Below are 11739 nucleotides of genomic sequence, written 5' to 3' on the forward strand. Positions count from 1 at the left end.
CGATGGTTTACCGTTCATCTACAAGCGGATGCGCGCACGGACGTGCCCACCGCCCCTTTGCCGCCCCGGCCAGAACCCCCGTCTGGCCGGGGCTTCTCCTTGCCCGGCCGCTCCACCCTCACGTCATGTGACACAGGTCACATTGGACAGTGCCGGTGTCGAGAAGTGGCAGGGACCCCCGCTGCGTCGTAGAGGCATGAGGAGCTGAACAGCCACCAGCCGCAGCACCCGCAGAGGAGCGATGCCGATGTTCCCGACCGTCGAACAGTCCGTGCCGGCCCACCTCATCAGCGACGCCCCGCAGCCCGCCCCCCTGCCGGTCACCCTGACCTACCGCGCCGATGATCCACTGGCCGTCCGGATGGTCTTCCCCGCGGCGGTCTCCCTCAGCGGCACCACGGTGACCTGGACCTTTGCCCGCGGTCTGCTGGACGCCGGCCTGCACACCCCGTCCGGCACGGGCGATGTGCACGTCTGGCCGTGCGGACGCACCCAGACGATGGTCGAGCTGCGCTCTCCCGAGGGGGTGGCGCTGCTGCGGTTCGCGACCGGCCGGCTGCGTCACTTCTTACTGCACTCGTACGCGACCGTGCCCGCCGAGCTGGAGACGCGGACCATCGACATCGACAGCGGGCTGGCGTCCCTGCTGGGCGAGGCGCGCGGCTGACGGAGGCGCCCGCCTCCCGCCCGTCCGCCGTACTACGGTTCCGGTATGGCAACTGTTGCGCCCGGCACAGGAGTAGGACCACTGCTGCGCGGCTGGCGGGAGCGCCGCCGGGTGAGCCAGCTGGAGCTGGCCCTGCGCGCCGACTCCTCGGCCCGCCACATCAGCTTCATCGAGACGGGCCGCTCGCGCCCGAGCGAAGAGATGATCCTGCGCCTCGCGGAACACCTGGAGGTGCCCGTACGGGAGCGCAACGCCCTTCTGCTGGCGGCCGGTTACGCGCCCCGGTACGCCGAGACCTCTCTTGACGACCCGTCGCTCGCGGCCCTGCGCGAAGGGCTGGAACAGCTGCTGCACGGATACGAGCCCTATCCGGCGATCATCGTGGACGGCACCTACACCGTGGTCGCGGCGAACCGCGGCATCGCGATGCTGCTGGACGGCCTCCCCGAGCACCTGCTCACGCCCCCGTTGAACGCCATGCGGATCACGCTCCACCCCGAAGGGCTGGCCCCGAAGATCCGCAATCTGCGGGAGTGGCGCGGCCATCTGCTGGCCCAGATGGAACGCCAGATCGCCCTGGCCCGCTCCACGGAACTGCGCGAGCTCTACGACGAGGTCGCGGCCTACCCCGTTCCGGACCCACCCGCCACCGAGCCGCCCCCGGCCGACCCGGCGCCCGCGCCTGTGTTGGCCCTGCCGCTGCGGATCGAGCACGAGGGCCGCGTTCTGTCGTTCGTGTCCACGATCTCCACGTTCAACACCCCGATGGACGTGACGGTCGCGGAACTGGCCATCGAAACCCTGCTCCCGGCGGACCCGGCGACGGTGAAGTATCTCCAGTCCCTGACGCCCTGAGGGCTGATCAGTTCCTGGCCGTCAGGTGCCGGCCGTCAGTCCCTGGCCGTCAGTCCCTGGACATGACACGCAGGGCGGACCACTGGAGTACGGCGAAGGCGGCGACGGTCATCGCCTGCAACGGGATCCACACGGCACCGGCGGTGCTGGGCTCCAGCCAGAGGGCGAGCGCGGCGATGCTGAGGACCGCCCACGCGAGGTTGGCCTCGACGACGAACGTCACGGCGGCGGCCGGTGGCTGCGGCCGCGAGGCGAGATACCCGACCCCGCCCCCGTAGACGACGAGAAAAACCCCGAGCCCCAGCACCACCCCGGCGTCGACCCCGAGCAATCGCCCGAGGGGTCCGGAAGCCACGGCGTACGCCAGCCCGTTGACCCCGGTCACCAGGGCGTCGAGCGCGAGGAACCGGCGCAGCATGGTCCGCGGTTCGGTGGTGCGGGAGATACCGGCGAGCAGAGTTGCGGACATGACGAATCAGCCTCCATCGAGGTCGTAGGGCCTGCGGGGGACCCGGAGCTCGGACGGAGTGCGCCGCCCGAGTTCCGGTACCGCAAGGGTGCCGGGCGGGGGCGGGGGTGGTCGATTACGTCGGGGGTAATGGTGCGCGCCGTCTGCTCAGGTCACCGCCAGGGGTGGAAGGGCGACGCAGGCAGGGGACCCCAGTGGGAGCGACCCGCGTCCCCGTCTTACGGAGTCATGACGTACGGCCGCCGCACCCCGGCGCACCGTCCCGGCGGAGCTAGCGTGGCCGTATGCGTGTACTGGTCACCGGCGGTGCCGGGTTCATCGGGTCCCATGTCGTCGATGCTCTCCGGGAGCGGGGGCACGAGCCTGTCGTGTTCGACGTCAGAGCGGATCCCGGAGCCGATGTGCGGGATCCCGCGGCCGTCGGGCGGGCGCTCGGCGGGGTGGATGCCGTGTGTCATCAGGCCGCGATGGTCGGGCTCGGCAACGGGGTCGCCGACGCCGCCGAGTACGTGTCGCGCAACGACCTCGGCACCGCCGTGCTGCTCGCCGGCATGGCCGAGGCCGGTGTACGGCGGCTCGTGCTCGCCGGGTCGATGGTCGTGTACGGGGAAGGGCGGTACGTGTGCCCGCTGCACGGAGTCGTACGGCCCGGGGCGCGGGATGTCGCCGATCTCGACGCGGGGCGGTTCGAGCCCACCTGCCCGGTGTGCGGGGAAGGTCTCTCCCCCGGGCTGGTCGGGGAGGACGCCCCGGCCGATCCGCGGAACGTGTACGCGACGACCAAGCTCGCCCAGGAGCATCTGGCCGCCGTCTGGGCCCGCTGTACCGGCGGATCGGCTGTGGCGTTGCGGTATCACAACGTCTACGGGCCGGGAATGCCGCGCGACACCCCGTACGCCGGTGTCGCCTCCTTCTTCCGCTCGGCACTCGCCCGGGGCGAGGCTCCGCGTGTGTTCGAGGACGGGCGGCAGCGGCGGGACTTCGTGCATGTCCGGGACGTGGCCGCGGCCAACCTGGTGGCGTTGGAGGCGGAGACCGCCCCCGGGGCTCTCGCCGTGTACAACACCGGCAGCGGTGACCCGCACACCGTCGGCGAGATGGCGCGGGCGCTGGCCGCCGCCCATGGCGGGCCCGAGCCGGTCGTCACCGGGGAGTACCGGCTCGGCGACGTCCGGCACATCACCGCTGACTCCTCGCGGCTGCGGGACGAGCTGGGGTGGAGGCCGGAGGTCGGATTCGCGGATGGCATGGCGGAGTTCGCACGGGCCGGGATGCGGCAGGCGTAGGGCCCGGCGGGATCGTCCGTGTCAGGAGGCGGCGGGCAGCACGACCTCGAAGCGGCAGCCGCCGGGGATGTTGCGTACGCCGGCCCGGCCCTGATGCGCCTCCACGATCCCCCGGACGATGGCAAGGCCCAGGCCCGCGCCGGCCGGGGGCGTCCGTGCGTGGGTGCCGCGCCAGCCGGTGTCGAAGACGCGCGGCAGATCCTCCTCGGGGATGCCGCCGCAGCCGTCCGACACCGACAGCACCACGCCCTCGGGGGAACGTTCCACCGAGACCGCGACCGTGCCGTCGGCCGGGGTCCGGCGGATGGCGTTGACCAGGAGGTTGCCCAGGACCCGGCTCATCTCCTTGCCGTCCACCTCCACCGGTACCGGCTCGATGCGGCCGCCGACCAGCCGTACGCCGTGCTGCCGCGCGAGCGGGTCGACTCCGGCCAGCGCGTCGCCGACCAGGTCGTACAGGGAGATCCGGGTGGGCATCAGGGGCAGGGTCCCGGCCTGGATGCGGGAGAGTTCGAAGAGGTCCCCGACCATGTCGTTGAGGCGTTCGACCTCGGTACGCATCTGCTTCAGATAGCGGTCGGGGTCGGCGGCGACGCCGTCCTCCAGGGCCTCCGACATGGCGCGCAGACCGGCCAGCGGGGTGCGCAGGTCGTGCGAGATCCAGGCGACGAGTTCGCGCCGGGAAGCCTCCAGGGCGCGTTCCCGCTCACGGGACCGGGCGAGCCGGGCGCTGGTGGCCGCGAGTTCGCGGCTCAGGGACTCCAGTTCGGCGGTCGCCGGGCCGTCGGGGGCCGCGAAGTCTCCTCCGTCGCCGAACGAGCGTGCGGCCACGGCGAGTTCGTGGCTGCGGGCGACGACCCAGCGGCCCAGCAGCAGCGCGGTGGCGAGGGAGACGACGGCCGCCATCGCGACGACGGTCGTGACGACGGTCAGGTCGTGCGGCGACAGGAACATCGCCCAGGCGACGGCGAGTGTGCCCGCGAGCATCGCGACGACGCCGACCGCCGCGACGACGGCGAGCGAGGCGGTGAGCGAGCGGCGCCGGATCAGGCGCAGGAGGCCCGCTCCGGCAAGACCGGTGGCCGCGGCACCGGCGAAGGCGTACAGGGCGATGAGCAGGGTGTCGCGCACGGTCAGTTCTCCTCGGCGGCGGGGTCGAAGCGGTAGCCCACGCCCCACACGGTCTGGATCAGACGGGGCCGGGCCTGGTCGGTCTCGACCTTGCCGCGCAGCCGTCGGATGTGGACGGTGACGGTCGACAGGTCGCCGAAGTCCCAGCCCCACACCTCGCGCATCAGGTCCTCGCGGCTGAAGGCCCGCCCGGGGTTGCGCAGGAAGAAGCAGAGCAGATCGAACTCCCGGAGAGTGAGGGCGAGTTCGGTTCCGTTCCTGGTGGCGCGGCGGGCCGCGGGGTCGACGGTCAGGCCGGCCGCCCCCAGCCGCTGTCCGGCCGCTGGCCCGCTGCGGCGCAGCACCGACTCGACGCGCAGCACCAGTTCGCGGGGGCTGAAGGGCTTGGTGACGTAGTCGTCGGCGCCGACCTCCAGCCCCAGGATGCGGTCGTCCTCGTCACCGCGGGCGGTGAGCATGATGACCGGCACGGGGCCCCGGTCGCGGATCCTCCGGCAGACCTCCAGGCCGTCCATACCGGGCAGCATCAGGTCGAGCACCACCAGGTCCGGCCGGTGCGAGGCGGCGCGGATGAGGGCCGTCGGACCGTCGTCGGCGCGGTCGACGACATAACCGGCGCGGTCCAGATACCCGGCGACGACCTCGGCGACGGTCGGATCGTCGTCGACGACCAGGACCCGGAGGGACCCACCGAGGACCCGGGAGGCCCGGTCGGCGGCCTGCGCCCCCACGGACTCGTCGACTGCCCGCGCCCCAGTGGACCCGTCGTTTGCCTGCGTGCCCTGGGACTCGTACGGCTGTTGCTGCATGCCCCCAGCCTGGCACCGCGGCGCCGGTGAACGGCACGCCGGCCTCCGACGTCCGCGTTTCGTAAGGAGCGGGAGTCCGGTATGCCCGGTTCGCGTTCGTAGGGTGAAGCCGTGACCACAACACCTTCGGACGTCGATGTGGTGCTGCCCTGCCTGAACGAGGCCGAGGCCCTTCCCTGGGTGCTCGAACGGATTCCACCGGGCTGGCGCGCCATCGTCGTCGACAACGGTTCCACCGACGGCTCGGCCGCCGTCGCCCGCGCGTGCGGCGCCACCGTCGTGCACGAGCCGCGCCGGGGCTTCGGCGCCGCCTGCCACACCGGGTTGACCGCCGCCACCGCCGACGTGGTGTGCTTCTGCGACTGCGACGCCTCCCTCGACCCGTCGCTCCTCGTCCCCTTCGTCCGCGAAGTACGCGACGGCGAGGCGGACCTGGTGCTCGGCCGACGGCGTCCGCAGGGCCGGGGCGCCTGGCCCGCGCACGCCCGGGCGGGCAACCTCGCGCTCTCCCGGATACTGCGCCGCCGCACCGGACTGCGTCTGCACGATCTCGGCCCGCTGCGCGCCGCCCGCCGGGAGCCGTTGCTCGCCCTCGGTCTCACCGACCGGCGCAGCGGCTATCCGCTCCAGATGGTCGTCCGCGCGTCCGACGCCGGCTGGCGGATCGCCGAGCACGACGTGCCGTACCTGCCGCGCACCGGAGCCTCGAAGGTGACCGGCACCTGGCGCGGGACCTGGCAGGCCGTACGGGACATGAGCCGCGTGCTGGGCGAGACCCCCGTGCACTCGGGCGGCGTCGCATCTCCAGGAGGAACCGTCCGTTGACCACACTCCTCGTCATCGCCAAGGAGCCGCGGCCGGGACGGGTCAAGACCCGGCTGACTCCGCCGTTCACACCGCAGGAGGCGGCGGAGCTGGCCGAGGCGGCCCTCGCCGACACCCTGCACACCGTGGCGGCCACGCCCGCCTCCCGGCGCGTCCTCGTCCTCGACGGCTCCCCCGGCCCCTGGCTGCCTGCCGGTTTCGATGTCGTACCGCAGTGTGCGGGCGGGCTCGACGAGCGGCTGGCGGAGGCTTTCGCCGGCTGCGGCGGTCCGGCGCTGCTCATCGGCATGGACACCCCGCAGGTGACGCCCGAGCTGCTCAGCGTCGATTTCACCGACTGCGACGCCCACTTCGGCCCGGCCCAGGACGGCGGCTTCTGGGCCCTCGGCCTGGCGCGCCCCGATCCCGCCCTGCTGCGGGGCGTGCCGATGTCGACCGCCGAGACGGGGGCGGTCCAACGGGACCGGCTCGTCGCCGCCGGGCTGCGGGTGCGCGACCTCCCGTGCCTGCGGGACGTCGATACGGCCGCCGACGCGCAAGCCGTCGCCGCGCTGGCCCCGCACGGCCGGTTCGCGGCCCGGCTGGCGCGGTGCGTGGCAGTCGCGTCGGCCCCGACAGGAACAGCGATCACGGGGTCGGAGTCCGCACCGTACGGCCGACCGGACGCCGGCTCCGAGCCGGCCCCGCACCCGCACCCGCGACCGGCGCCACCCCGATGAGCGCGCCTCCCGCCACCGCCCTCCCCTGGGCGACCGCCGACCCCTACGCCGCCGCCCTGCGCGCCGGCCGCGGCCCGCTGTTCCTGCGCCGCGCCGACGGATCGCTGCTGCCGCTGGAAGTGGAACGCTGGTGCGCCCGCGCCGACGCCGTCGACCGGAGCGTGCTGGACCGGTGCGAGGAAGCCGTGCTCGATGTGGGGTGCGGGCCCGGGCGGCTGGTGGCCGAACTCGCCGCCCGGGGACGGGCCGTCCTCGGTATCGACGTCAGCGAGGCCGCCGTCGAAAACACCGTGCGGCTCGGCGGTCAGGCCCTGCGGCGCTCGGTCTTCGAGCCGCTGCCCGGTGCGGGCCGCTGGGGCACGGCTCTGCTCATGGACGGCAACGTCGGCATCGGCGGCGACCCGATCGCCCTGCTGGACCGGATGGCCGGACTCCTGCGCCCCGGCGGTCTGCTGATCGCCGAGACCGTCCCGTCGGACATCGACGAACGCGCCCGGGTGCAGGTCGTCGGCGTCGGCGACACCGCCGGAACCGACACCCTGTTTCCCTGGGCGCGGCTCGGCACACGCGCGCTGCTCCGGTACGCACAGGGCTGGGAGCCGACCGGTCAGTGGACGGCCGGCGGACGGTGCTTCGTCTCCCTGCGCAACCACGGCCGCAGCACCAGGAGCAGCGCCGAGCCGCCGAAGAGGACGGCCGTGATCAGGAGCCAGCGGGCGAGGAACACGTCCGGGGGAAGCCCGGTGGCGGACCGGTAGCGTGCCTCCGCCGTCCCGCTGATCAGCGGGAACCACACGAGCAGAAGCAGCCCGGAGAGGGCCGCCGGTACGCGCACGTACGGGACCCACTCCCGGCGCCGGAAGGCCCCGAGCCTTCGGACGAGTGCCCGGTCGGCGACCGAGTACAGGGGCAGCAGCACGAGATCGTGCAGCAGCGCCGCTCCCACGAACCAGAGGGCGACGCCCAGCCAGTCGTCCGCGAGCAGCCGCACACCCGCATAGGCGGCGAGGGCGAACGAGCAGGTGAGCAGCAGCAGTTGTACGGGGCTGCCGAGGGGAACGCGCCGAAACGGCGGAAGCATCAGAGGTCTCCGAACGTCATCCGGGCCACCCACTTGGTGTTCAGCACACCGGGAGCCGCGGGCACGATGATGCGCGCCGGGTAGCCGTGGTCGGGCGAGAGCTGCTCGCCGTTGACGTACAGGGCGAGCAGGGAACGCGGGTCGGCCACCTGGTTGGCACGCAGGGCGGCCCGCCGGAAGGCGCCGCTGCGCTGGAGGGACTCGACGAACACGTCGGGCGGGTCGCCGTCGTGACCGACGAGCGCCGCGAGGTCGCGCAGCCGTACCCCGCGCCACCACTGGTCCGAGGTCGACCAGCCCTCGACGCAGGCGATGGGCAACGCGGCGCTGTGCAGCGGGAGCTGGAGCAGCCGGTCACGGCTGAGGCGGACGGTGCCCGAGCGTCCCGTCACGACGAGTCGCCACGCGTCCTCGTGGGTCTCCGTCGCGACGATCCCGGCGTACCGCGCGGTCTTGTTGATCTGGAAGCCGTTCGGGCCGCTGCCGGGGTCGGCGCCGCCGTGCGGTGCGAGGAGGGCGGTGCGCCGCGGCAGGCCGTCGAAGTTCTGTCCCACGGTCGTCGCGAACAGCAGCAGCGAGCCGCCCCCGACGAACCACAGAGCGCCCCGCCGGGAGACGGTCGGCTCGGCCGGGCGCGGAGACACCAGGTCGTTCTTCTCCTCCCGCAGGTGCCGCAGATTGCGCAGCGCCGTGGGCGTCTTCAGCAGCGCGTGGGCGATGAACGCGGCGAAGAAGACCCACGCTCCGTAGAAGTGCAGCGGATAGAAGGAGCCGGGGAAGACGTAGTCGAGCTGGACGTTGAGCACACCGGTCACGAACTCGAACAGCGCCCCGCCCACCAGGAGCAGCAGCGAGATCCGTTCGAGGGCGTGGGCGAGCGAGCGGGCCGGCGGCAGCGCGAACAGCCTCGGCACCACGGACCACAGCTTGGCGAGCAGGACGGGGATCACCGTGATGCCGAGGGTGACGTGGACGCCCTGGTTGAGCCGGTACAGCCAGTGCGGGTCCGTCGGCCAGGAGAAGAGGTAGAAGCCGAGGATGCCCTTGTCGGGCGTCGTGTCGTTCACCGGCGACAGATCCGGGTTGTACGCGGCGTACGAGACCAGGCCCGTCACGAACAGCACGGTGATGCCGACGAGCAGGACGAGGCCCAGCACCGAGGTGAACCAGGGGCCGCGCAGAGGGCTGCGCCAGAAGCCGGGCGAGGAGGGAAGCCGTGGGGCGTCGGGGGCGGGCATGTCCCGACGGTAGGCCGGGACCACCCCGCGAACGGGTGCGCGACCCATGACGAAACGCTGACATCGGCCCGGACGGCGGTCCCTGGAGCGGTCTCGCGGCCTAGCGTGCCGGTGTGATCCACACCCCGCCCCCCGCCGAGCCCGACGCCGCACGCTCCGCCGCGGCCCGCGGCCGCCGCCGTGACCTGTACGCCGCCGGGGCCGCCGTGCTGCTCGTGACCGCGGCGGCTCTGGTCGGCCACCACATCCAGGGGACCAGCGGGACGCTGCTCGTCAACTGGCCCCCGCTGCTGGCGTCCTGGGGACCCCACGTCGGCCCAGGCACACCGGCGGCCGTCCTCGTGGCGATCGCCACCGTGGCGTACGGCCCTACGCTCGCGGCCCGTCTGCCCTGGCGGGCGCTGCTCCCCCTGACGTGGGCCACGGCGACGGCCTGGATCTTCGCCCTCGCGCTGATCGACGGGTGGCACCGGGGCATCGCCGCCCGGCTCACCACCCGCCACGAGTACCTCCGGGTCGTCGACCGTTTCCACGACATCCCGGCGGCCCTGCGGGGCTTCACCTCGCACATCCTGATCGGCTCCCCCGACAACTGGCCCGCCCACGTCGCCGGCCACCCGCCCGGCGCCACGCTCACCTTCGTGCTGCTCGACCGTGTCGGGCTGGGCGGCGGGACCTGGGCCGGGGTGTGGTGCATCACCGTCGGGGCGACGGCCTGCGTGGCCGTGCTGGTGACGATCCGCGCCCTGGCCGACGAGTCACTCGCTCGCAGGGCCGCGCCGTTCCTCGTCCTCGCCCCGGCCGCGGTGTGGATGGGCACCTCGGCCGACGCGTACTTCGCGGCGGTGGCGGCGTGGGCGGTGGCGCTGCTGGCGCTGGCGGTCACGAGGCGCTCGGTGCTGCGGGCGGCGGCGTCGGGTCTGCTGTTCGGTCTGACCTGCTGTCTTTCGTACGGCCTCACGCTCTTCGCCCTGATCGCGGCGGCGGTGCTGGTGCTCGGCCGGCGCGGAATCCGGGAGCGCCCCGGACTGCCGGTGGCGCTGCTGGCGGGACTGGCGGTGGTCCCGGCCGCGTTCACGCTCGCCGGGTTCTCCTGGTGGGAGGCGTACGACATGCTGGTCACGCGCTACTACCAGGGCGCCGGCGGCATCCGTCCCTACGGCTACTGGGTGTGGGGCAACCTGGCGTGCGCGGTGCTCATCACCGGTCTGGCGACGGCGGCGGGTCTGCGGCGGACCGGCGCCCTGCTCCTCCGGCGCCGCGGCGGTGCGTTCACCCAGCCCGGCGCCCCTTTCGCCGACGCCCGTCTCGCGTTCCTCGTGGCCGCCGCCGTCCTCGCCCTGCTGGTCGCCGACCTGTCCGGAATGAGCAAGGCCGAGACGGAACGCATCTGGCTCCCCTTCGCCCTGTGGCTGCTGCCGGCCTGTGCGTTCCTCCCTCGTCCCCGCGGCTGGCTCGTCGCCCAGGCGCTGCCGGCCCTGCTGCTCAACCACCTGCTGCTGACCGGCTGGTGACCGGAGGCGGAGGCGCGGGACCGGCGTGGGGAAAGGTCGGCGGCCCGAGCAATCCGATGCCCTTTCCGCTCCGAAGACAACGGTGACGGCGCGCCCACCGGCGGTGCGCGGATCACCCGGGTACTGGGGGCGCACATGCGAGCGACGGTACGGGTACGGGTACTGGCCACGGACGGGCCTCAGGTGTGGATCGCCGTGAGCGGGCGGCTGGCGCGGAGCACCCTGCCCGCCCTCGCTCATGCGCTGCGTGAGCGCGTGGGCGAGGGGTTCACGGCCTTCTTCGTGGACGTCAGTACGCTTGCCGACGACCGGGACGTACCGGCCGACGCGTTACGGGAGTTGTTCCCCGATGGCGCCCGGCTGGCGTTCCACCTCATCGGCGCTGCCGACGGTCTTCGATTGCAACCCGGCCACGATCGCCGCCTGGTCTTCCATCCGGACCCCTCGTCGGCGTGGACTGTCTGGGTGTGCGGTCCGCCCCCGGGGGGCGCCAGGGGCCGCCGCGCAGCACGTACCCCCTCCGTCCGTACCCGTAGCCGCAGGAGTTCCCTTGGCAGCGTCACCTGAACCCGGCAAGCCCGTCCCCGACTTCACCCTCCCCGGAGGCGTGCTCGTGGACGGCGCCTTCGAGCGGCGTGAGTTCTCGCTCTCCGCCGTGCGGGGGCGGCCGCTCGTGCTCGCGTTCTACCCCGGGGACGACACCACCGTCTGCACCAAGCAGCTGTGTTCGTACTCCAGCGGTCTGGAGTCGTTCACGGAGTGCGGCGCCGAGGTGTGGGGGATCAGCCCCCAGGGGGTGGACAGCCACGAGGCGTTCGCGCGCAAGCACGGGCTGCGGATGCCGCTGCTCGCGGACACCGACCGGGCCGTCTCCAGGGCGTTCGGGGTCGCGGCCCCGGGGATCGGGCTGCGGCGCGCGGTGTTCGTCGTCGCCGGGGACGGGACCCTGCACTGGAAGCATGTCGCCCTGCTCGGCGCGACGTTCCAGTCGAAGGAGACGCTGGCCGCGCAGCTCGTCGCGCTCCAGGAGGCGTAGTCGACGCGGACGGCACCGCGCTGCGTGTCGTCGTCGCGTAGTCCGTGGGCGAGGGGGGGGCCGGGGGCCCCCCACCCCCCCCCGGGTGAGGGGGGGGGCGGGTAGCCCG

General features: G+C 73.3%; 12 protein-coding genes. 8 read left to right on the top strand and 4 right to left on the bottom strand.

Features of this window, described 5'->3' with window-relative positions; translation table 11 throughout:
• The first annotated feature begins 247 nt into the window (after window positions 1-247).
• Both ACFWU3_RS09935 and ACFWU3_RS09940 read left to right on the top strand, forming a co-directional pair.
• Entirely contained in the window at window positions 248-667 is a 420-nt protein-coding gene (locus tag ACFWU3_RS09935) for an SsgA family sporulation/cell division regulator (protein ID WP_384433850.1), read from the top strand.
• Window positions 668-712: 45 nt separating this feature from the next.
• Window positions 713-1522 carry a helix-turn-helix domain-containing protein gene (locus tag ACFWU3_RS09940; protein ID WP_384433853.1) on the top strand — a complete coding sequence of 270 codons (810 nt, stop codon included), beginning with the start codon at window positions 713-715 and terminating at the stop codon, window positions 1520-1522.
• A gap of 49 nt (window positions 1523-1571) precedes the next feature.
• Here the strand turns inward: ACFWU3_RS09940 and ACFWU3_RS09945 are convergent, their stop codons facing one another.
• Complete coding sequence (locus ACFWU3_RS09945; RefSeq protein WP_384433856.1) at window positions 1572-1991, bottom strand: hypothetical protein; 420 nt, start codon at window positions 1989-1991, stop codon at window positions 1572-1574.
• 284 nt (window positions 1992-2275) lie between these two features.
• Between ACFWU3_RS09945 and ACFWU3_RS09950 the strand changes: the two genes are divergently transcribed.
• The gene (locus tag ACFWU3_RS09950) at window positions 2276-3277 is read left to right on the top strand and encodes an NAD-dependent epimerase/dehydratase family protein (RefSeq protein WP_384433859.1); all 1002 of its coding nucleotides are present in this window, start codon (window positions 2276-2278) and stop codon (window positions 3275-3277) included.
• A gap of 21 nt (window positions 3278-3298) precedes the next feature.
• Here ACFWU3_RS09950 and ACFWU3_RS09955 read toward each other — a convergent pair whose 3' ends face one another.
• Together ACFWU3_RS09955 and ACFWU3_RS09960 are read right to left on the bottom strand one after the other, a co-directional pair.
• Complete coding sequence (locus ACFWU3_RS09955) at window positions 3299-4408, bottom strand: sensor histidine kinase (protein ID WP_384433862.1); 1110 nt, start codon at window positions 4406-4408, stop codon at window positions 3299-3301.
• A 2-nt stretch (window positions 4409-4410) separates the two neighbouring features.
• On the bottom strand, window positions 4411-5217 hold the full coding sequence (locus ACFWU3_RS09960; protein ID WP_384433865.1) for a response regulator transcription factor: 807 nt from the start codon (window positions 5215-5217) through the stop codon (window positions 4411-4413).
• Between the two features lie 111 nt (window positions 5218-5328).
• Here ACFWU3_RS09960 and ACFWU3_RS09965 point away from each other — a divergent pair, with 111 nt between their 5' ends.
• Genes ACFWU3_RS09965 through ACFWU3_RS09975 form a run of 3 tightly spaced genes read left to right on the top strand, consistent with a single transcriptional unit; the run spans window position 5329 to window position 7519 of the window.
• Complete coding sequence (locus ACFWU3_RS09965; RefSeq protein WP_384433868.1) at window positions 5329-6042, top strand: glycosyltransferase family 2 protein; 714 nt, start codon at window positions 5329-5331, stop codon at window positions 6040-6042.
• Window positions 6039-6761 carry a DUF2064 domain-containing protein gene (locus ACFWU3_RS09970; RefSeq protein WP_384433871.1) on the top strand — a complete coding sequence of 241 codons (723 nt, stop codon included), beginning with the start codon at window positions 6039-6041 and terminating at the stop codon, window positions 6759-6761. The genes ACFWU3_RS09965 and ACFWU3_RS09970 overlap by 4 nt, the downstream gene beginning before the upstream one ends.
• On the top strand, window positions 6758-7519 hold the full coding sequence (locus ACFWU3_RS09975) for a class I SAM-dependent methyltransferase (RefSeq protein ID WP_384433873.1): 762 nt from the start codon (window positions 6758-6760) through the stop codon (window positions 7517-7519). The genes ACFWU3_RS09970 and ACFWU3_RS09975 overlap by 4 nt, the downstream gene beginning before the upstream one ends.
• Window positions 7520-7841: 322 nt before the next feature.
• Here ACFWU3_RS09975 and ACFWU3_RS09980 read toward each other — a convergent pair whose 3' ends face one another.
• Window positions 7842-9080 (bottom strand): molybdopterin-dependent oxidoreductase, encoded by a 1239-nt coding sequence (locus ACFWU3_RS09980; RefSeq protein WP_384433876.1) that lies wholly within the window; start codon window positions 9078-9080, stop codon window positions 7842-7844.
• A 113-nt stretch (window positions 9081-9193) separates the two neighbouring features.
• Here ACFWU3_RS09980 and ACFWU3_RS09985 point away from each other — a divergent pair, with 113 nt between their 5' ends.
• Window positions 9194-10594: a hypothetical protein gene (locus ACFWU3_RS09985; protein WP_384433879.1), complete on the top strand. Its 1401-nt coding sequence runs from the start codon at window positions 9194-9196 to the stop codon at window positions 10592-10594.
• 550 nt (window positions 10595-11144) lie between these two features.
• Window positions 11145-11630, top strand: coding sequence for a peroxiredoxin (locus ACFWU3_RS09990; protein WP_384433882.1), 486 nt, complete (start codon window positions 11145-11147; stop codon window positions 11628-11630).
• Window positions 11631-11739 lie beyond the last annotated feature (109 nt).

The organism is Streptomyces sp. NPDC058685, assembly GCF_042714725.1.
In the GTDB taxonomy this organism is placed as follows: Bacteria; Actinomycetota; Actinomycetes; order Streptomycetales; family Streptomycetaceae; genus Streptomyces.